At 71.7% G+C, this 21399-nt stretch carries 12 protein-coding genes; 8 read left to right on the top strand and 4 right to left on the bottom strand.

Annotated features, from left to right (window positions below):
* The first annotated feature begins 103 nt into the window (after window positions 1-103).
* The 3 genes from ACZ7IF_RS32040 to ACZ7IF_RS32030 all read left to right on the top strand — a co-directional run bounded on the left by ACZ7IF_RS32040 (window position 104) and on the right by ACZ7IF_RS32030 (window position 1227).
* A complete protein-coding gene (locus ACZ7IF_RS32040) occupies window positions 104-466 on the top strand; it encodes an antibiotic biosynthesis monooxygenase family protein (protein ID WP_470978644.1) in 363 nt (120 codons plus the stop codon).
* A gap of 22 nt (window positions 467-488) precedes the next feature.
* Window positions 489-866 (top strand): hypothetical protein, encoded by a 378-nt coding sequence (locus ACZ7IF_RS32035; RefSeq protein ID WP_470978641.1) that lies wholly within the window; start codon window positions 489-491, stop codon window positions 864-866.
* A 97-nt stretch (window positions 867-963) separates the two neighbouring features.
* Complete coding sequence (locus tag ACZ7IF_RS32030) at window positions 964-1227, top strand: hypothetical protein (protein WP_470978638.1); 264 nt, start codon at window positions 964-966, stop codon at window positions 1225-1227.
* Window positions 1228-1694: 467 nt separating this feature from the next.
* Here ACZ7IF_RS32030 and ACZ7IF_RS32025 read toward each other — a convergent pair whose 3' ends face one another.
* Both ACZ7IF_RS32025 and ACZ7IF_RS32020 read right to left on the bottom strand, forming a co-directional pair.
* Window positions 1695-3821 carry a calcium-binding protein gene (locus ACZ7IF_RS32025; RefSeq protein WP_470978635.1) on the bottom strand — a complete coding sequence of 709 codons (2127 nt, stop codon included), beginning with the start codon at window positions 3819-3821 and terminating at the stop codon, window positions 1695-1697.
* 353 nt (window positions 3822-4174) lie between these two features.
* Window positions 4175-5821, bottom strand: a complete 1647-nt coding sequence (locus tag ACZ7IF_RS32020; protein WP_470978632.1) for a carboxylesterase/lipase family protein — start codon at window positions 5819-5821, stop codon at window positions 4175-4177.
* A 236-nt stretch (window positions 5822-6057) separates the two neighbouring features.
* Here ACZ7IF_RS32020 and ACZ7IF_RS32015 point away from each other — a divergent pair, with 236 nt between their 5' ends.
* Window positions 6058-7005 (top strand): MerR family transcriptional regulator, encoded by a 948-nt coding sequence (locus ACZ7IF_RS32015; protein WP_470978629.1) that lies wholly within the window; start codon window positions 6058-6060, stop codon window positions 7003-7005.
* Window positions 7006-7426: 421 nt separating this feature from the next.
* Here ACZ7IF_RS32015 and ACZ7IF_RS32010 read toward each other — a convergent pair whose 3' ends face one another.
* On the bottom strand, window positions 7427-8005 hold the full coding sequence (locus ACZ7IF_RS32010) for an RlpA-like double-psi beta-barrel domain-containing protein (protein WP_470978626.1): 579 nt from the start codon (window positions 8003-8005) through the stop codon (window positions 7427-7429).
* A 947-nt stretch (window positions 8006-8952) separates the two neighbouring features.
* Window positions 8953-9468, bottom strand: coding sequence for an RICIN domain-containing protein (locus ACZ7IF_RS32005; RefSeq protein WP_470978623.1), 516 nt, complete (start codon window positions 9466-9468; stop codon window positions 8953-8955).
* A 521-nt stretch (window positions 9469-9989) separates the two neighbouring features.
* On the opposite strand from ACZ7IF_RS32005, the gene ACZ7IF_RS32000 reads away from it, so the two are divergent.
* The 4 genes from ACZ7IF_RS32000 to ACZ7IF_RS31985 all read left to right on the top strand — a co-directional run.
* A complete protein-coding gene (locus tag ACZ7IF_RS32000) occupies window positions 9990-10118 on the top strand; it encodes a hypothetical protein (RefSeq protein ID WP_470978620.1) in 129 nt (42 codons plus the stop codon).
* 933 nt (window positions 10119-11051) lie between these two features.
* Complete coding sequence (locus tag ACZ7IF_RS31995; RefSeq protein WP_470978617.1) at window positions 11052-12296, top strand: NAD(P)/FAD-dependent oxidoreductase; 1245 nt, start codon at window positions 11052-11054, stop codon at window positions 12294-12296.
* 451 nt (window positions 12297-12747) lie between these two features.
* Window positions 12748-13947: an aromatic ring-hydroxylating oxygenase subunit alpha gene (locus ACZ7IF_RS31990; protein WP_470978614.1), complete on the top strand. Its 1200-nt coding sequence runs from the start codon at window positions 12748-12750 to the stop codon at window positions 13945-13947.
* On the top strand, window positions 13944-21399 hold a 7456-nt coding region (locus ACZ7IF_RS31985), incomplete at its 3' end, for an amino acid adenylation domain-containing protein (RefSeq protein WP_470978611.1). The genes ACZ7IF_RS31990 and ACZ7IF_RS31985, both read left to right, overlap by 4 nt.

Raw genomic sequence — 21399 nt, 5'->3', positions numbered from 1 at the left:
GGGGCAGTCCGTAGCACCCCCTTGACCTCAACCGGACTTGAGGTATCAAGATCGAGTGCAGCGGAGAACACCGGACTCACGAACGACGGCACAGGAGCACCTGATGAGCGGCAGCATGACGGAGTTCGTCTCGATCATCGACTACACCGTGGAGGGAGGGCCGCAGGCCCAGGACGAACTGGTGGCGGCGTTCGCTCCGCTGCTGGAGAAGTGGGTGGCGTTCTACCCCGGTTACGTGTCGGCCCGCTTCCACGTGAGCACCGACGGCACACGGGTCTACAACGTGGTGACCTGGGAGAGCGAGGCGGACTACCGGAACTTCGTGGAGAACTCCGACACCGACGGCCGCATGGCGGCCATAGGCGCGGCGGTGGAGGGCCTGACCTCGGGGAAGGCGCAGCCCAGGATGACGGGTGCACCGACGTACCGCATGGTGCGCGAGGTGGGGCCGGCGCCGCGCGGGTGACCCAGCCCGGCGGGTCGGTCGGATGCTCGAGCGTGCCGCGGCCCTGCCGCCGAGGGACCTCCAGGACCTCCGTGGCCGGCACTACGTGCTGACCGGCGGCCTGCTCCTCACCCTCTCCCCGCACGGGTTCCACCAGGGCATGACCGGCCGCTGGGCCTACCTGCAGGACGACTTCGACTCCTGTCGGCACGGCCTGGAGCGGCTGCGGACGGTCCTGGACGCCGCCGGCCGCAAGCCCGCCTCCGTCGGCCTGCTGCCGGACCGGGGCAGCCGGGCGCTCGGCCTGGCCGCCGCCGGCTGCTCGGCGTCCAGGCCGCCCCGTACGAGCCGGGCACCCCTGACGTGCTGGTGGTCGCGTACGACCTCACCGAGTGCGATCCCGAGGTGGTGGCGGCGCTGACCGAGCGGGCGGCGGGCGAGCTGCTCTTCGAGCACGCCACCTGCTGGACCGAGACGCCCTACGCGACGGCCGACATCACCCCCTGCTCGTACAGAGCGTGACCGCTCCGTGGGCGCCCGGCCTGCGGATCTCCGAGGACGGCCAGGCGGAACGGTCCGAGCCCGACGGCCGCTCGGCCGAGGAGCTGGCCGAGGCGATCCTGGCGGCAGATCCCGCCGCGCCGGAGGGGGACGGGCAGACCCCGGCCGACCCGGACGCGGCGCCGGCCGCCTTCGCCGCCCGTGCCGGCGGGGTGTGGGCGGACGGGCCGGGGGACCGGACCCGCTCCTCGGGCCCGGTGCGCAGCGGCCGCTTCGCCTGACGAAGCGGGACGGCCACGTCGAGGCCAGGGCCGGGGGCCCTTCTGCCGCGTGCGGCAGCTCGGTGCTGCAGCGCCTCGAAGGAGAGCCGCCCCCCACCTCCCCGTGCCCGACGGGAGCGGCCGTAGTCCCTCGCCGACTGCAACCGGTCCATCGACGGTTCCGCACGTGCCGCTGCCTCTCCCACCCGCCGCGTCACGGCCGCACGCGTGGTGTCCGGGTAGTGGCCGAGCAGGCGCTCGCGGGCTGCCTCCCTCCCGTCCTCGGCGGCACGGGCCCCAGCAGCCGGAACAGCTTCGCCTGCTCCGCCGTCACCGCGCGGTGGGAGAGGCAGAAGGCGGCGCTGGGGATCGCGCGGGGTGGGGTGGCCGACCAGCCATGCGTGGAGGTCGGCGTGACGAGCGGCGTCCCGGAGGAGCCTTCGCAGGTCCTCCGGGACGCCGCCCGGGGTAGGGGTTCCGGGCGGTGGTCAGGGGCAGCTGATGCGGGTGTCGCCCGGGTCGGTGGTGCAGGTGTCGGTGTTGAAGCCGCCGTTGGCGGTGTCGTTGCCGGAGACGCCGTCGACGGTGTCGAGGCGGTCGCTGCCGTAGTTGCCGGTCAGGGTGTCGTTGCCGGAGCCGCCGATGAGGGTGTCGTTGCCGAAGCCGCCGTCGACGTTGTCGTTGCCGGGGCCGGCGTGGACGGTGTCGTTGCCGTAGCCGGACCTGACGGTGTCGTTGCCGCTGAGGGCGCAGACGACGTCGTTGCCGTAGCCGCCGGTGAGGGTGTCGGTGCCGCTGGTGCCGATGATCGTGCAGCCGCGGGCGTTGTTGACGGCACTGGCGGCTGTCGCCGTGTTGTTGGCGGTGGCCGGGTCCGTCTGGGCGGCGGAGACGGTGGCCCTGTCGGAGAGGGTGCCGGTGGCACGGGGTTCGGCGACGAGCCTGACCGTGGTCTGCACGCCGGGGGCGAGGGTGCCGAGGGCGCAGGTGGCGGTGGTGGCGGTGAGGGTGCAGGTGCCCTGGGCGGGGGTGGCGGACAGGAGGGTGCCGGGGCCTGTGAGGGTGTCCGTCAGGGAGACTCCGGTGGCCGTGGTGGTGGTGCTCGTGTTGGTCACCGTCACGGTGTACGTGGCCTGGTCGCCGATGCTGACGGAGGCCGGGCCGGACTTGGTGACGGCCAGGTCCACGCCGGGCGGGGGCGGCGGGGTGGTGACCTGGTAGCGGACGAGGCCCCGGTCGTCTCCGGTGTTGCCGGAGACGACGATCTTCCCGTCGGACTGCAGGGCCACCGCGTTGGCGGAGTCGAAGTAGCCGAAGGAGACGTCGGTGTGGACCTTGCCGCCGGTGCCGAAGCCGTTGTCCAGGGAGCCGTCGCTGTTGTAGCGGGCCACGCCGAAGTCGGCCTGGCTGATGCCGGCGGTGACGATCTTGCCATCGGGCTGGAGGGCCAGGTCGGCGCTTCCGTCCAGGGTGTTGGTGCCGAAGTCGGTGGTGACCCTGCCGTCGCCGTCGAAGGTCGTGTCGAGGCTGCCGTCGGCGGGGTTGTAGCGGGCGAGCGCGACGTCGAAGGCGCTGTTGCCCGCCGCGACGATCTTGCCGTCGGCCTGGACCTTGACCCCGTTGGCCACGTCGGGCCCGGCGAAGCCGGTGGTGACCCTGCCGTCGCCGTCGAAGGTGGTGTCGAGGCTGCCGTTCGCGTTGTAGCGGGCGAGCGCGAAATCGGAGTCGTTGGCGGGGTAGTTGTAGCCGGAGCGGCCCGCGATGACGATCTTGTTGTCGGACTGGAGCGTCACGTCGTACGCGGTCGCGGCGCCCCCGGCGAAGGCGGTGGTCACTTTGCCGTCGCCGTCGAAGGTCGTGTCGAGGCCGCCGTCGGCGGGGTTGTAACGGGCCAGCGCGACGTCGGTGCCGCTCTCGCCTGCGGCCACGATCGCGCCGCCGGGCTGGACTGTGACCGCGAAAGCCTCCTGCGGGCCTCCGGTGCCGAAGTCGGTGAAGGTGAAGCCGTCGCCGTCGAAGGTGGTGTCGAGGCTGCCGTCCGTGTTGTAGCGGGCGACGGTGAACGCCCCGGCGCTGTCGGGTTCCGCGCTGTAGCCGGCCACGACGAGCCTGCCGTCCGACTGCACCGCCACCGCGTCGGCCACGTCGTCCCCGCCGCGCAGGTCGGTCACGATCCTGCCGTCGTTGTCGCCGTCGCCGTCGAAGGTGGGGTCGAGGCTGCCGTCCGTGTTGTAGCGGGCCAGCGCGAAGTCGGCGTAGCCGCCCGCCGCAGGGACGGTGAGGCCGACGGTGACGATCTTGCCGTCGGCCTGGATCACCATGCCGCGGCTCTCGTCATAGCCGCCGCCCCCGAAGTCGGTGACGACCCTGCCGTCTCCGTCGAAGGCCGGATCGAGGTCGCCCGGCGCGCCGAGCGCGGTGGCGGGCAGGGCCAGGACGAGCGCGAGACCGGCGGCGACGGCCGCGGCCGCGTTTCGGCGCGGGCCTCTCCTGCGGCCGGAGGCGGCCCCGGAGGCGGCCCCGGACGCGGAGGTGGACGCGGAGGTGGACGCGGCCCTGGGCGCGGATGCGTAGGCGGAAGTGGAGGATGTGGACGGGGACGTGGACGTGGACATGGGGACCCTTCGTCGGCTCACCGCCGGGATGCAGCGGGCCGGCGGCTCCCACTGGACAGGCCACAGCCTGTTGGCGCTGTCACGGCCGGTCACGTACGGCGGGCCGCGCTGGGCTCACTGGAGGGCCGCGATCCACCCCATCGGGTGACGGCGACCGGTGATCGGCCGCCCCGCGCGGGCCGGGCCCCTCGTCCGCCTCGGCGGCGACATCGAGTTCCCCGACGCTCATCCCCGACCACGCGGCCGCTCCCGCCCGCCGTCGGAACATGACCGCCCTCCTGACCGGCACGCCCCTCACTCCCGCCGGCCCCTGGGCCGAGCAGGCTACGCCCAGGGGGTCTCAGGCCGCCGGTTCACTTGGCCAGACGGTCCCACAAGGCGCATCCGTGTGCGGAGTACGCGTCGACGGGGCGGATCCCGCCCGCTCCCGGAGCCAGCGACTGCACGGACGGCCCGAGAGGTGACGACGGGCGGAGCCTGGGCCAGCGCGGTGCGTCGGCGGTGTTCGGGTTGCCGGTGCGCGCGAAGTTCGTCCAGTAGCCGACCATCCGGTCCGACAGGGCGGACTGTTCACCGGTCAGCGGTCGTTCGGTGGGGAAGGAGGGGAACAGGAACGGCATCTCGAAGCCGTGCGCCGCGCCGTAGGGGAATCCCGGGCTCGCGGGCAGGCCGGCGAGGACGGGAGCGTCCGAGTCGCTGAACTCGTAGGCGTACAGCGGCAGGCCCGGGGCGTGGGCGGCGATGGTGCGGCCGGCTGCCAGCGTGGTGCACGTGAAGGACCGGTCGGTCAGCGCCGCGGCCCAGGCGAGCGCCGGAGAGCCATGGCGTGCTGCCGGGTACTGTGCCTCGACGGCCGCGGCCGCGGGCCCGAAGGCGTCCGCCAGACGGGCGCGGTAGTCGCTCTCGGTGCGGATGGGGAACGCGGCGAGCGTCAGGCCCACGAACATCCGCATCTCATCGTGGTTGGTGCCCATCACGACCGGCACACGGTGGAAGCGTCCCGACGCCAACGCCGCGTCCGGTGCGACCGGCAGCAGCGCGTTGCCGTAGGCGGGTCGGTTGAAGGACTGCATCAGCTGCGCGGTGGCGAGACGTCCGGTGCTCTGTCCGCGCAGGCACGCGAGCACCTCGTTGCCGCCCCCCTCCGCGCAGCCCAGTTGCCGGGCGGCCTCCGCGCCGGCCGTCTGGACGTCGGTCTGCGAGGCGAACGGCTCGTACGCCGGTGTCCCGGGCGCGAGCGCGCCGCGGGGGAAGGACGTGAGGCAGGAACCGCTCTGGAGGACGGCGCGCTGGAAGAGCCCCGAGGCCGTCGGCGAGGTGAGGTGCGCGCAGATGCCGAGGGCGCCCGCGGACTCCCCGAACAGCGTGACCTTGCCCGGATCGCCGCCGAAACGTTCGGCGTTGGCCCGCACCCAGCGCAGGGCGGCCTGCTGGTCGGCCAGACCGAACGGCGGGGCGGCGCCCAGCCCGGCATGCCCGAAGTAGCCGAAGATCCCCAGCCGGTAGTTGACCGTGACGACGACGGCGTCACCCTGGACCGCCAGGCGTTCCGCACCGTAGTCGCTGCCGGAACCGCCCAGGAACGCGCCGCCGTGCATCCACACCAGTACGGGCCGCTTCTTCCCGGCCGGCTTCGTCGCGGGCACCGTGACGTTGAGGTAGAGGCAGTCCTCCGAGCCGACGACAGCGCCCGCGTCCGTACCCGGTGTCGGCATCTGCACACAGCGCTGGGCCGGCTCCGTCGCGTCCCGGACGCCCTGCCATGCGGCGGCGGGCACGGGGGCCTGCCAGCGCAGCGGTCCGGTCGGCGGCGCGGCGTAGGGAAGGCCGCCGAAGGTGGTGTACGCGCCGTGCGGCACACCGCGTACCAGGCCCTGCTCGGTCCGGACGACGGTACCGCCCTGCCCCGCTGCGGCGTCAGGGGAACCGGAGCGTGCGACGGCAGGTGCGGCGGTGGCCGTGAGCAGTGCCGCCGTGCACAGCAAGGGGAGGAGGGCCACGCGAAGTGCGGCTCTCCGGCCGGGACGCGGTGCTGTCGTGGTCGGGGACATGCGCACCCACCATTCTCGGGTCGGGGACGGCACGGGACGAGAACGCACCGTGCCGTACGGGGTCGCACGCGGGCACACCGGTCAGCCGGCCACGTACGTGGTCTGAGCTGCGGCATCGGTGCGGACCCCGACGCCGTCGGTGATCAATACGCTAGGACCTCCCGCGCACTGGAGGTTCAAGAGCTGTGACGCAAGACACGTGGAGCATCGGTGAGCTCGCGGCCGGAACGGGTCTTCCCGTCAAGACGATCCGCTACTACTCCGACAGCGGTCTGCTGCCCGTGGCAGCCCGCAGCAGCGGTGGCCATCGGCGCTACGGCCCCGAGGCCTGGGAGCGGATCCGGCTCATCAGACGCCTGCGGGCGCTGGACACCCCGATCGCGACCATCACCCAAGTGGTCACGGGCGAGCGCACACTCGACGAACTGGTGTCCTGTGAGCTCGGAGCAGTACAGGAACGCCTGACCGAACTGCGGTGGCGCGAGGCCACGCTCAAGGCCCTGGACGACTGCGCGGGGGAAGAACGACTCCGGAGGCTGGAGATACTCTCGCGCGTCCAGAGGCTTCCGGAGGCGCAGCGCACGCTCACCGACCACTGGTACCGGGAGCTGTCCGCGGCGATGCCCGAACGTCGACTCGACATCATGATCGCCATGCTGGCCCCCGCCCCGCCCCAGGACCCCGCCCCCGCCACGGCCCTGGCCTACGCCGAGATGCACCTGCTCATCGCCACGCCCGGCTTCACCCGCTGGACCCAGGACCACGACGAGGAGATGAGGGATGGCCCGGCCTTCTACGCGGAGATCGACGAAGCCGCGGCCCTGACGGTCGCCGCCCTCGCCCAAGGGCTGCCGCCCGGGGCGGGGCCCGCGGTGGACGCGTTCGTGTCGGCCCACGCCCGAGCCCGCCGGGAGCCGGACACCCCTGCCTTCCGCGCCCACCTGCACGGGCTGGTGTCGCGGTCTTCGGCCTTCGACCCCCGCCTGGAGCGGTACTGGTCCCTGGTCGGCACCGTCACGGGCGGCCGCGTCCTGAACATGACGGTGGCTCATCGATGGCTGACTGACGGCCTGTCGCTCTCGATCACCGGCACCGCCCCGGGCACTCCGCCGTCTTGGAGGACATCCCGATAGGCGGGGGCCGTCGAAGGACCATGCCGGTTGAGGCGCGAGGAGTGGGTGCGACGATGCCGGCATCCGTGAGTCGAGTCGGCTGATCGATGTCGAGGAACCGGCCTGGCCGGAGCGCGGGGAGTGCTCGGAACGCCGAGCGGACATTCACGAAGCCTTCCTCAGGCTCGCCTGCTGCCCGATTACCCACCGGGAGGTGCTGTCCCTGGCCTGGCCTGACCTGACCGCCATTCGCCTCACGCCGACGGACGGCTCCGGCGAACTGCTCGCATGAACCGCGAGGCACCGCAGTCCGTACTTGCCCCGATGCCCCGATCAAGGGACTCGGCCCGTCGACGGCGAGATCCTCGGCCGCGCCCGCGGCCCCGACGACCTCCTCGGATTCCTGCGCCGGGCCGGCCTGTCCCTTGTGGGGGCGAGCAGGCTACTCCGCAAAACGCCAGGTGACGTTGAGCGTCCCCTGGTCGAGGGGGGCGAGTGCCTTGAACGCGGCGGGCGTCAGGTCCAGGCCGTGCTTTCGCGCGGTCGGGCTGGCGTCGAGGACCGTCGCGACGATGGACTTTCCCTTGTAGGTGACTATGACCTTCTTGCCGCAGTGAGGGGCCGGGTTTCCGGTTCCGAACATGGTCGGGTCGAGCGCGGCAACGAAATCACTGTCGTTGATGGTCCGGCCGCACGCCCCGTCCACACCGCTGCTGGAGAAGAAGTCCGCCGTTCCCTCGTAGCTCTTGCCCGGCTTCGGCTTCGGGGGTGCCGGCGTCGTGTTGCCCGGCTTCGGGGGTGCTGCGGTGGTCTTGCCCGGCTTCGGCTTCGGGGGCGGTGCCGTCGTCCTGCCCGGTTCCGGAGCGCGAACGGAAAGGGGCAGCTCGGTCTCGGCGGAGGCAAGCTCTCCCTGCTGCTCTGAAGCGCTCGCCGCCGAGACGGTCGTGCCGGTGTCCTCCGAGGCAGAGGCGGTGGCGGCGGTGATCACGGCAGCAGGACCGGTGGCCAGCAGCGCGGCCACCGCGGTTTTGGCGATTCTTGCTCGCATCGTTCTCTCTCTGAATATGGCATTCTGCGGCGCGGATTTGAGGGAGTCGCAGGGGGGTATGCCGTACGACGTCCTCGCGACCACGCCACCGCGATGGCCCCCGATATGGGCCGAGGGTCGCAGCGAACCCATGATCACGAAGCCTGCTAACGATCTGCACGCGCTCCGCTAACGACCTGTCAGCCGGCGCCAGGACTCAGAGAGGTAAGGCCATTATCCGGCGTGGCAGTTCTCCCGCCTTGTTACGGTGCTCGTACGCCACCCTGGCCCGCAGCACGGCCGGGCCCGGTACCTCGCGCTCAGCCACCTCATCACATCAGCAGATCAGCGACCTGGAACCGGCGGATTCAGACCACACCCACACCATCAGGCGACGCCAGAACCGGAGCATCGTCAGAGGTACAGGCAAGAGTGGGCCAATGAGATGGCGCAGTGGGATCCGCAAGAGGCGTCGGCGTTCGCGCTTCATCCGCTGCTCTTGGCACCGAAGACGGGGATGCTGCTGGTGCGCAGAAGAACCTTCGGCCGAAAGACCGTCTGACCTCGACAATAGTCAGCCCCCGTTCGCCGCGGCGTACGGGGGTTTCTCACAGTCTCTCACCTCGATTATCCGGATACGGGCACGTGTGCCCGGCTACGGGAGGTGTGCGGGTTCGAATGAGTTGGCTCTCCGGGTGCCCAGGATGAGGCGGTTGTTTCCGGCACCGTCACCAACCCGGAGACCCTGGTCACCACCCTGCCCGTCACCCTGGCCGGCGACCGTGCGGGTCGTCCTCGCTGGCCGGGGGGATCGGCACCGTCATCGACGAGGGCGGCGCCGTCACCTCCCGAGGCCGCTACTACGCCTGGTCCGCCTCGTTCGGCACTGCGGCGCACGCTGAGCGGGACTGTTCGCCCCGGCCCCGGCCGGCCGGAGGCAGTTAGTACCAACGCTGGTTGCCGCCCCAGTGGCAGTCCCACTGGGTGGCCGGGGCACCGTTGTCGGTGCGCCAGCCGCCGATCTCCAGGCACTTGCCGCTGTTCACGTTGACCAGGGCCACCGTGTAGTCGCTCGTGGCGCGCAGCTGCCACAGCTGGTTGGCGCCGCCGTGGCAGTCCCACTGGTCGATGGCCGCACCGTTGGCGGTGGACCAGCCCTTGACCTCGAGGCACTTGCCGCTTTGGGCGTTGTAGATGAGCCTGGCGTTTCCGTAGGTGGCCCCGAACCACTGCTGGTTGGCGCCGCCGTGGCAGTCCCACTGGTTGACTCCGGCGCCGTTGGCGGTGGACCAGCCGCTCACTTCCAGGCACAGTCTGCTGTTGAGGTTGAGCAGCAGGTCCCACTTGGACAGGTCCACGGCGGCGGCGGGGGAGGCGGGCAGAGCGACTGAGATGAGCACGGCGCCGACGGCTGCGCCCAGGGCACGGCGGACGGACTTGATGAAGTTCAGGCGCACGAAGAAGTCCCCCCATATGGCCGGTCCCGGCCCGCTTTCGACGAATCGAGGCTGACCATACTTGATCTTGAAGCTGTCACCTAAGGCGTCTCACGTCTCGGCCGTTGCTGCCCGGTAGGAACAGCCGTAGCCGACCCACTTGGCATCATCAGATCACCCCGCCCCACGTCGGGGATCGAGAGATCGCGGTGGAGCTGGGCCTTGGGACGACGCCTGCGAAGGTCGAAGGGGTGCGTTCGAAGGCCAGGCGGCTGGCGGAACGCGGGTGGCTCCTTGTGGAGGCGGCGGTGATCCCCGCAGTGGGCTGGGCCTCGCGGCCTTCGCGTTCACGGACCTTCCCGCGCAGCCGGTCGCGGAACTCGGTGATCAGCCCGTGCTCGCGCCAGCGGCGGAAGAAGGCGGATCCGAGCTACCGAGAGGCCCTGTCTTCATGCGCGTACAACGCGAAGATCACCCTGGTGGGAAGCGCTCGAACCACACGTTCCCTGATCGGTTGAGACACCGCTTCCGAGACCATGCCGGTGCGGGGCAGCACCATCCGCTCGGCAGGCAGGATCGACCGCACCAGCGACATGTGGACCCGCGTCACCTCCCAGGGCAGGACCGGCTGCGTTCCCATTTCCCGCATCACCTTCACCCAGGCCGGCTGACCCAGCGGGAATCAGCCTTGGGGCGGAAGCGCGTCCAGTGGTCGGAAACAGGGGAGGGGCGCTCCGGTGCGTGCCCTTCTTGCTTCCTGTCGGCAGGTCTGCGGCCGAGACGGATCGGCGTGCCGTCCTTGTCGAACCGGCACGAGAATTCGCGGTACTGACCTCCGCGTCTGATTGAGGGGAAACGCCCAGGTCATAGCCCCGATCGCCATGGGTTGTCCTACCACTCGACGGTGGTCCCGACGAGACGCGCCGCGACGACTCTCCTGATGCCTCCGGGGCTGGCCGACGGTGTGACAGGGGCGGCCGTTAGGACCACTTCCGGACGCGGGTGGCGGGCTGTCAAGAATGCCGTGGTGCACTTCGACCCCCTCCTGCCCCGTGGACGTGGCCGCTGCCGGGGCTCATGCCCGGCCGGCCCGGGGCGCTGGCAATGATGACTGTCCGTCACTTCCGGCCGGGGCCTGCGGGCGCGGTCCCACGCGCTCGCGTGGGCGTGGGACGCCGCTTCCCCAGGGCGAAAGGGCCTGGGGAAATTTCCGTTGCTCCAGCTCAGATGCACTTCTCGCCGATTTGATCAAGAACCGGAAACCGCCGCGTAAAAATGGGAGTCCGACCACGGGGTGCATTGGTGCAATCTGCAAGAACTTAATTTTACGTATCGGTCGATCCCTTTATGGAATCATTGCCTCCAGTCTTGATTCTTCGTGTGGCGCACATCACATTGTCAACCGGAAAATTCGGTCAAAGTCGGCCAGGGTGGCCGTCAGTTGAGTGGGGCGGGTAATTGAATTGACGGGGATTTGACATCCCGTAATTACTCTGCCATTGCCGATGCTTGACCTGTATCTACGGGTGTTCATAGCCTTCGGACCACGCTTTCACCGCTGATCTCGGTGTTTCAGCACCTCAAACAATCTGAGGGGGACTCGTATGTACGACGTCATTGTGGTGGGCGGCCGTTGTGCCGGATCACCGGTTGCGATGCTGCTGGCCCGACAGGGTCACCGGGTCCTCGTGGTGGACCGGGCCTCGTTCCCCAGCGACACGGTGTCGACCCACTACATTCACCAGGCCGGCCTGCTGCGGCTCCAGGAGTGGGGCCTGCTCGACGAGATCATCGCCGCCAAGACCCCGGCGCTCCGCACGATGCACTATTCCTACCGGGGCATCGAGCTCAACGGGTTCGCCGACCCGGTGGACGGCGTCGATGCCGTCTACTGCCCGCGCCGTACCGTGCTCGACGAGATCCTCGTGAACGCCGCCCGCCGGGCAGGCGCCGAGGTCCTCGAAAACTTCACGGTGTCCGACCTGGTCTTCACCGACGGCCGCGTGACGGGCATCCGGGGCCGCGAAGGGGACGGCCCGGAGAAGGAGTTCCGCGCGACCGTGGTCATCGGTGCGGACGGCTTCCACTCCACCGTCGCCAAGAAGGTCGGCGCCGAGCTGTACAACGTGCGCCCCGCGTCGGGCTTCATCTACTACTCGTACTACAGCGGGCTCGAGGACTGGGGGCTTCACCACAAGACCGGCTTCAACGAGAAGTGGTTCGGCACCTGGCCCACGAACGACGGTTTGAACATGCTGGCCGTCATCCTCACGCGGCGCCAGCTCAAGGAGTTCCGCCAGGACGTCGAGGCCGGCTTCCAGGGCGTGTTCGACGACGTCTCCCCGGAGATGGGCGCGCAGCTGCGCGACCAGGGCAGGCGTGAAGAGGCCTTCAGGCCCATGCGCTACCCGGACAACTACTACCGCCGTGCGTACGGCCCGGGCTGGGCGCTGGTCGGCGACGCCGGCTACCACAAGGACCCCTACACCGGATGGGGCATCACCGACGGCTTCCTGCACGGTGAGCTCCTCGCCGAGCGCGTCCACCAGGGCCTGGCCGGTGAGCGGCCGATGGACGAGGCGCTGGCCGAGTACAACAAGCTGCGCGACGAGGAGAGCGCCGGCGTCTACGACTTCACGACGACCCTCGGCGAACTCACCGAACTCCCGCCGTTCTTCCGGGCGACGATGGAGGCGATGGGCAAGACGCAGGAGTGGACCAACAAGATGCTCGGTCTGATCGGCGGCATCGTTCCCGACTACGAGGTCTACGCACCGGACGCCCTCGAGGCGCTCTACGACGCCGCCGGCACGCCGCAGGACGCGCGGATCTACGACCCGGCCGGCTGACGACCCCGTAGCACCGGTCCCCGACGGGGAGCGACGGTCGGCCGCCGTCCGGTGAGCACGCCGTCACCGGCGTCCGGCGCCCCCGCCCCACGTCACCCTGGCACGGGCAGACGCCGTGCGTGCCCCCGGTGACCCTGGACCGATCTCGCCGATCCCCCCGCTCCGGTCTTCCCGATCTTCCCGATCTCCCCGCTCTCCCCGCTCTTCCCGGCGGACTGCCGGTTCGCCCTTCGCCGCGCCGTGCGACCACCCCGGTCGCCCCCAGTGGCCCGCCGGCTGTTCCTCCGTGCCGTCTTCGGCCGCAGGTCCGGTACCACGCCACCCGATCACCGTTCAGCCACCTTGCCGTCCCGCGCCGCGCGGGGTCCGGTGCGGCCTCCTCACAGGCCCCGGTCCCCCGGCGTTCCGGCATCGCCTTCCATGTGCTTCACCCTCCGAGGGAGCCCAGCAGATGACGCGTGCGTCCAGCATGTTCGACCTCATCAGTGACCAGGACGAGGAAAGGCCCTACTTCGAAACAGGCGGCATCGGCCGGTCGCACGAGTTCTACACCGGCGAGGAGCAGCACCGGCGGGAGATGTCCCGCATCTACGGCCGGCGCTGGCTTCCGGTGGACCACGTCTCCCGCCTCAAGGAGAAGGGCGCCTACAGCACCCTGAACATCGGCACCGGATCCGTCCTCATCATCCACGGGGACGACGGGATCCAGGCGTACCACAACTACTGCCGGCATCGCGGCTACAAGCTCGTGGAGGAGGCCACGGGCAAGCGGCAGAGCCTGGTCTGCCTCTACCACTGCTGGGTCTACGACCGGAACGGCAAGCTCAAGAGCCTCAACGGCACCTACCTGGACCACTTCTTCGAGAAGGAGAAGAACGGCCTGCTGCCGGTGCGCACCGAGGTTCGCCACGGGGTCGTGTTCGTCACCTTCTCGGACGACGCCCCCGACCTCGACGCCTCGCTCGGCGAGTTCGGCGAGTTCGCGAAGGTCTACGAGCTCGCCGACCTGGAGTGCGTCGAGGCGAAGGACTACCCGGTCGCCTCGAACTGGAAGCTCGTCGCGCACAACGTGAACGAGAGCCTGCACTTCCCGACCGCCCACAAGGACCTGCACCGCATCACCGACTTCGACGACGCGGGCACCTACGACCTCAAGGGTGACATCGTCGGGGCGTGGCAGTCGATCCGCGGCGGCTACAACTCCGTTTCCATGACCGGCCGCAGCAGCCGGACGCCCATGGAGCTGGTCCCCGAGAACGACCGCCTGAAGATCAACTGGATCACCATCCTGCCGAACCTCCTCTTCGGGTTCACGGCCGACTACGTGATGATGCAGTGGGTCTGGCCCGAGACCGCCGGTACCTGCTTCGTCCGGCACTTCTGGCTCTTCCACCCCTCCGAGACCGCCAAGAGCGACTTCTCCCACGAGGCCGTGTTCGCGCTGTGGGACAAGGCGAACTACGAGGACTGGGAGATGTGCGAGCGGACGCACCGGGGCCTGTCGAACCCGTTGTGGACGCCCGGGCAGCTCTCGCTCGACGAGGAGGTCGTCTCCCAGATCGACTCCTGGGTCGCCCGTGAGTGTGCCGGGGCCCCGGACGCCGACACGCGCGGCGAGGACGCCGCCGAGCCCGGGGAGGCCGCGGAGTGAGCACGACAGCCACCTGCTACCTCATCGGCGGCACCCGGGTCCTCACCCAGTGCGCCGCACAGCTCCTCGACGCGGGCGTACGCATCGAGGGAGTCCTCAGCGACGACCCCGCCGTGGCGGCATGGGCCGGCGCCCGCGCGATCCCGGTGCTCGATCCGCGCGGCGACCTGACCGAGACCCTCTCGGCGAAGCCGTTCGACTACCTCTTCAGCATGGTCAACTTCCGCATCCTGACCGCCCCGGTCCTCGGCCTGCCGAAGATCGCCGCGATCAACTTCCACGACGGGCCGCTGCCCCGCTACTCCGGCAGCCACGTCCCGGCCTGGGCCCTGTACGAGGGTGCGTCCCGGCACGCGGCCACCTGGCACCGGATGACGGAGGCCGTGGACGCCGGCAGCGTGCTGCTGGAGCGCTGGTTCCCGGTCCGCGACCACTCCACCGCCCTGTCCCTCACGTACGAGACGGCCGAGGTGGGCATCGGCCTCTTCGCCGATCTCGTCCCGCACGTGGTGGCGCGCACGCTGCCCGGGCCGATCGACACCAGCGACCGCGAGCGGAGGTTCTACCGCAGGTCCGACCGCATGGCCGACGGCGGCATCATCCACGCCGGAACGTCCGCCGCCGAGGCCGTCAGGATCTCCAAGGCCCTCGACCACGGCTCCTTCCCCAACCCGCTCGGCGTACCGACCCTCGTCACCGAACAGGGCGCGGTGTTCACCCGGCAGGTCAGGCTGGTCCCGCGCGACGACACCCGTACCGGGACCACCGTGCTGGCGGTGACCAGCTCCGCCATCACCCTGGCCGCCCCCGACGCCGACCTCGTGCTGAGCGACTGCACCGCCGTCGACGGAAGCGCACTCAGCGGCCAGGCGGCCGCCCAGCGCCTCGGCATCACCCCCGGAGCCGCGTTGCCCGCCGCTTCGGCGGAGCGCCTGGCGGACATCGCCGCGGCCCAGAAGCTGCTGCGGCCTCACGAGCCCTGGTGGCGCGCACGACTGGCGGAGCTGCGCCCCGCCCCGCTGCCCGCCGACGACTTCTCCGCTGCCGGCGCCCACTACGGGCGCTACGAACTGGCTTTCACGCCGGCCTCACGGGAGGAGGCCGTCGCGGTGGTCCGCGCCTTCCTCACCGTGATCGCCGAGCGCACCGGCGAGCACGTCTTCGACTTCGCCTGGTCGCCCTCGGCCGCGCGCGTCCTCGCCGACCGGACCCACGGCATCACCGCCGCGCGCCTGCCCGTACGGTTCGACGGCGACACCACCCGTTCCCTGCAGGACAAGCTCGACGAGGCGGCGGCCCGCCAGGGCTACGCGGGCGACCTCGAACTCCGGCTCGGCCTGGCCGGACGGCCGCTCGGCGACGACGAGCCGAGCTTCACCCGCGTCATGGTGCTGGACCGCAGCGCGGGGGAGGAGGCGTCCGCCGAACCCCACACCGAGATCGCCCTGCTCTGCCTGCAGGACGGCCCGCCCACCGTCTTCGTCCGGGAGACGGCGATGGGTGAGGACGAAGCGCTCGACCTCACCCTGCGGGTCGAGGACCTGCTCCTGACGGCCCTCCTGCACGGCGAGGCGCCCCACACCGAGCCCCACACCGTGCCCCGCCCCCGGCCCCGTCCCGAACCCCGCGACGCGGTACGGCCCGCCGAGGCGGGGCCCGGGGCACAGCCGGACGCCGCCACCGCCCCGCCGGAGACCGGAACGGTACTGGACCTGTTCGCTGCCGCGGCAGCCGACCGGCCCGGGGCCACCGCCGTCCGCAGCGGCGCCCGTACGCTCACCTACTCCGACCTGGACGCCTGGGCCGACGCCGTCGCCGCCCGCCTGCACGACGAGGGCATCGAATCCGGCTCGGTGGTCGGCGTGCTCATGGAGCGGGACATCACCCTGCTCCCGGCCCTGCTCGGAATCCTGCGCGCCGGCGCGGCCTTCCTGCCCCTGGACCCCGGCTATCCCCTGGAGCGGCTCCAGCGGTACGTGGAGGTCTCGCAGTGCGACCTCATCGTCACCGACGACCGCACCCACGCCCTGGGCGCCTCCCTGGGCCCCGCGCGGCCCGTCCCCGGCGCGGACGGCTCCGCGCAGGCCGTGCCGCCGCGGGTCGCCGCCTCCGATCTGGCCTACGTCCTGTTCACCAGCGGCTCGACCGGCAAACCCAAAGGCGTGGAGGTCGAGCACGGCGCGCTGGCCAACTTCCTCACCGGCATCGGCGCACGCCTGGGAGTGCTGCCCGACGACCTCGTGCTCGCGCACACCACGGTGGCCTTCGACATCTCGCTGCTGGAGCTGCTCCTCCCGCTCACGACCGGCGCGACCGTCGTCCTGGCCTCCCGGGAGACCGCGGCAGACCCGTACCGGCTGGCCGAACTCACCGCCGACGTCACGGTGGCCCAGGCGACCCCCAGCCTGTGGCGCCTGCTGCTGGGCACCGGCTGGACTCCGCACGAGGGCCTCACCGTCCTCTCCGGCGGCGAGGCGCTGCCGCCCGCCACCGCCGAGCGGCTCCACGCACCGGCCCGTGCCCTGTGGAACCTGTACGGCCCGACCGAGGCGACGATCTGGACCTCGTGCCACGAGGTCACCTCGGTGGGCTCCTTCCTGCCGCTGGGCGAGCCCCTGCCGAACATGGAACTCCACGTTCTGGACGCCGGGTTGGAGCCGTCCCAGGCCGGATCGACCGGCGAGCTGTACCTCTCGGGCGCCGGACTCGCCCGCGGCTACACCGGCCGGCCGGACCTGACCGACGACGTCTTCACCGTCCACCCCGTGACCGGTGACCGGCTCTACCGGACGGGTGACGAGGTACGCCTGCACGCGGACGGCGCGATCGAGTGGCTCGGCCGAACCGACGCCCAGGTGAAGGTGCGCGGCAACCGCATCGAGCCCGCGGAGATCGAGCGGGTGCTGGAGAGCTTCGAGGGCATCACCGCCGCCGTGGTCGTCGCCGCACGGTTCGAGGGACGCGGTGAACCGAGGCTCACCGCCTACCTGGTGGGCGACGGCGTCCCGGCCAAGTCCCGCCTCGACGCCTTCGTCGGCGGTTCCCTGCCCGGCTACATGGTGCCCGACGCCTACGTCAGCCTCGACGCCATGCCGCTGACCGACAACGGCAAGGTGTCGCGCGCCAAGCTGCCGCCGCCGACGCGCGACACCATCATCCCTTCCGCCGAAGGGTCCGCCGGAACGGCGGCGGACGCCGCGGACGCCGCGGACGCCGCGGAATCCGTGTCGACGGCGGAAGCCGTGGAGTCCCCGAAGCCACCCGCGGACGGGGTCACGGAGGAAGCGCTCGCGGAGTCCATCGCGGGCGTGTTCGCGGCCACGCTGGACCACGCCTCCTTCGACGTGCACGCCAACTTCTTCGACCTGGGCGGCGACTCGGTCAACGTCACCTCCGCCGCCGTCCGCCTCAGCCGCGAGCTGGGCGCCGACATCACCGCCCCCTCGGTCTTCGCCTCCGGCACCCCGGTCAAGCTCGCCCGGCTGCTGGGCGCGGAGGGCGTGGTGCGGCTGCTCAGCGGTCCGGAGGCCGCCCCCGCCACCGCCCCCGCCGCCGCCCCCGCCACCGTGCCCGCGACGACCGGGCCGGCGACGACCGAGCCGGCCACGACAGCGCCGACGACGACCGCCCCGGCGGCTCTCGCCCCCGCTCCGGCCCCGGTGGCATCCCCTCCCGTGGAACCCCCCGGGCCGGTCGCCGACAACGGCGCCCTGGCCGTCATCGGCATGGCGTGCCGGTTCCCCGGAGCCGCCACACCCGACGAGTTCTGGCAGAACCTCGTCGATGGGGTCTCCAGCGTCGGCAACGCTCCGGACGGCAAGCGCGGCTGGGCCCACCTGTGGTCCGAGGCCGGCGCCGACGACGTCCGCACGGGCTGGGTGGACGGCGTCGAGCACTTCGACGCCGCCCGCTTCGGGATCAGCGACCGCGAGGCCCGCCGCATGGATCCCCTCCAGCGGATCCTGCTCAGCGTGACCGCAGAGGCCCTGGAGAGCTGCGGCCACGACCACACCTCCCTCGGTGCCGACACCGGCGTCTTCGTCGGAGCCATCGCGAGCGACTTCCCGGAGATCGTGGCGCGGAGCATCGGCCACGGGGACCCGCACGTGGCGACGGGCACGGCTCCCTCCATGGTGGCCAACCGGCTGTCGCACGTCTTCGACTGGTCGGGGCCGAGCTTCGCCGTCGACACGGCCTGCTCGTCCTCCCTCGTCGCCCTGCACCAGGCGGCCATGCACCTGCGGGCCGGCGAGGTGGACGCCGCCGTCGTCGGGGCCGCGAACCTGGTCCTCACCCCGGCCAAGACGCGCTCGTTCGCCCGCAACGGGATGCTGTCCCCGCAGGGGACGTGCCGTGCCTTCGACGACGGAGCCGACGGCTACGTACGCGGCGAGGGCGCCGGCGCCGTCATCCTCAAGCGGCTCGCCGACGCCGAACGCGACGGCGACCCCGTCCTCGCGGTGATCCGCGGCACCGCCGTCAACCACACCGGCGGCAGCGCCGGCTTCCTCACGGCACCCAGCCGGCCGGCCCAGGAAGCCGTCCTGCGCAAGGCCCTGGCCGGCTCCGGGCGCACCGCGGCCGACATCGGCTACGTCGAGGCGCACGGCACCGGCACCCAGCTCGGCGACCTCATCGAACTCGAAGCCCTGCACGCCGTCATGGGCGGGCCCGCCGGCCGCCGGCCGGTCGCCGTGGGCTCGGTGAAGACCAACATCGGGCACCTGGAACCCGCCGCCGGCATCGCCGGACTGATCAAGACCATCCTGGCGCTCCAGGCGGGACACATCCCGCCGTCGTTGAACTTCAGCACCCCCAACACCTCCTTCGACTTCGACACCTCGCCCCTGTTCGTGGCCGACCGGCTCCAGCCGTGGGGCGGCGGTCCACGCGTCGCCGGCATCAGCAGCTTCGGCTTCGGCGGAGCGAACGCCCACGCCGTCGTCGAGGCCGGCCCCGCCACGGCAGCGGACGGAGACGAGCCCGGACCGCGACTGCTGGTCCTTTCCGCGGGGTCGGACGAGGCGCTGCGCACACTGGCCCACCGGCTCGTGCTGATGCTGCGCTCCGCCTACTGCCCGTCCCTCGAAGCGCTGAGCGGGGCGAGCCGGCGGCGTCCGGCCCAGTCCCACCGGCTGGCGTGCGTGGCGGACAGCGTGGAGCAGTTGGAGGACAAGCTGCAGCTGTTCCTCGCCGGGGTCGGGGACGTCCGTTCCCTCCACCTGGGGGTGGCCGCCCTGGCGGCGCGCGTCCACGAAGGGCCCCTCGGTGCCGGAGCGGACCGCCGGGCGCTCGACGCGGCGGCCCGCGCGTTCGTCGACGGCGCCGAGCTGCCCCCCGGGGAGCGACGCCGGTCGGGCGTGCGCTTCCCGACCAGGCCCCAGGCCGAGAAGTACCTGTGGCTGGAGCCGGCCGAGCAGCCAGGCCCCGCCGTGCGGGAGACCGTGCCCGGCCGTACGGGGAACACCTGGACGGAGCACCCGGAGGCGGCCGAGCACGTGGTCCTGGGCAAGCCGACGCTGCCCGGAGCCGGGTACCCCGGCAAGGTCGCCGAACTCCTCGGCCGCGACCGGTTGGGCCTGCGCGACCTCACCTTCCGGGCGGCCGTCGAGGCCCCCGCGACCCTCACCGCCGAGCTCGACGGGGACGCGGTCGCCTTCCGCGACGGCACCGGAGCCCTGGTGGTCACCACCGGGGTGACCGCGCCGGAGCAGCCCTCGCTCACCGTGCCGGCCGTCGTCGACGGCTTCACCCCCGTCGCGCTCGACGCGATGTACGACGCCTTCGAGCGTGCCGGCCTCTGCTACGGCGCCGGCTTCCGGACGGTGGCCGAGCTCTCCGTGGCCCCCGGGCAGGCGACCGGCGTGCTGCGCGGCGCCGGACGGACCGACGGTGCCGTGGACGCCCGGCTCCTGGACGGGGCCTTCCAGATCGCGCTCGCCGCGTGCGGTGCGCGGGGGCTGTACGTACCGTTCACCGTCGAACGGCTCACCGTCCTCGGCCGACTTCCCGACACCGCCCGCGTGTACGCCCGGCGCGACCGGGACGCCGGGCCGGACGCCGGTCTGCTGACGGCGAGCCTGGTGGTCCTGGACGGAGACGCACCCGTCCTGGAGGCACGCGGGATCACCTGGAAGCGGCTCTCCCCGGCACCGTCGCCGGGAGGCACGGGAGACGACGCGCGGGACGGCCACCGTCCCCGGCCGACGCCCGCACCGGTACCGGTCCGGGTCCCGGGTCCGGTGGCCAACGGCCACCATCCCGCGCCGGCCCCCGGCCGCCCGGCGGCCGGAGGTCTCGACGCCGCGCTGGCCCGCTGGGTGGCGGACGCCCTGGAACTGGACGTCGACGAACTGGAAACGGACCGCCCGCTGCAGGAACAGGGGCTCGACTCGATGCTCGCGGTCTCGCTGGCCCAGGACATCCGGGCCAGGCTGGACGTGGACATCCCCGTGACGCTCGTCCTGGAGGTCGGCACGGTCGACCGGCTGGCCGCCGAGCTGAGGGACGAGTACGGGGTCATCGCGCCACCTGCCGAAGCGGGTCCTCCGGCCGCGGACGGTGGTCCGCGGGCGACCGTTCCCGGAGAGCGCGCGGAGCCGGTCGCGGCCCCCGCCCCGGTCCTGGCTCCGGCCCCCCCACCGGCTCCGGCCCCGGAAGCGACGGCCCCGCGGCCCGGCGCCCCGGCCACCGGTGACGAGGCCCTGCACGACATCGCCGTCATCGGCTTCGACGGCGTGTTCCCGAACGCCGGGAGCCCCGAGGAGCTGTGGCGGGTACTGGTGGGGGGCGAGGACTGCCTGACCGAGGTGCCGGCGTCCCGCTGGGACATCGACTCCTACTACGGGACCGAGGGCACGCCCGGCACCGTCTACCTCAGGCGCGCCGGCTTCGTCCGGGGACTGACCGACTTCGACCCCGGTTTCTTCCGGCTGTCACCCGCCGAAGCGGAGTGGATCGACCCCCAGCAGCGCCATCTCGTCCAGTCGGCCTGGCGGGCCCTGGAGGACGCCGGCCTTGCGGGACGGACCCAGCGCTCCACCGGGGTGTTCGTGGGCGCCAGCTACCAGCACTACCGCGACACGGTTGTCGGGGACGTCGTCCAGACGGCGGCCGGCCTGGGCAACCACAACGCGATCCTGGCCAACCGGGTGAGCTACTTCCTGGACCTGCACGGGCCGAGCATGACGATCGACACGTTGTGCTCCTCGTCGCTGGTGGCCCTGCACACGGCGGTGCGCAGCATCCGCGACGGCGAGTGCGAACAGGCCATCGTCGCCGGCGTGCACCTGGCCATGTCACCGCAGTACTTCCAGCTCGGCTCGCGCCTGCGCTCGTTCTCCCCGTCCAACGCACTCCGGCCGTTCGATGCGGGGGCGGATGGTTTCGTGCCGGGTGAGGGTGTGGTGACGGTGGTGGTGAAGCCGTTGCGGGACGCCTTGCGGGACGGTG

The sequence above is a fragment of the Streptomyces sp. NPDC037421 genome (assembly GCF_055602105.1).
The sequence above is the reverse complement of the archived record's forward strand: the minus strand, read 5'-3'. Positions and strand labels throughout refer to the sequence as shown.

Coding starts and splice junctions, on each gene's coding strand:
- ACZ7IF_RS32040 (WP_470978644.1), top strand. CDS start 104: ATGAGCGGCAGCATGACGGAGTTCGTCTCGATCATCGACTACACCGTG.
- ACZ7IF_RS31995 (WP_470978617.1), top strand. CDS start 11,052: ATGTACGACGTCATTGTGGTGGGCGGCCGTTGTGCCGGATCACCGGTT.
- ACZ7IF_RS32035 (WP_470978641.1), top strand. CDS start 489: ATGCTCGAGCGTGCCGCGGCCCTGCCGCCGAGGGACCTCCAGGACCTC.
- ACZ7IF_RS31990 (WP_470978614.1), top strand. CDS start 12,748: ATGACGCGTGCGTCCAGCATGTTCGACCTCATCAGTGACCAGGACGAG.
- ACZ7IF_RS32025 (WP_470978635.1), bottom strand. CDS start 3,821: ATGTCCACGTCCACGTCCCCGTCCACATCCTCCACTTCCGCCTACGCA.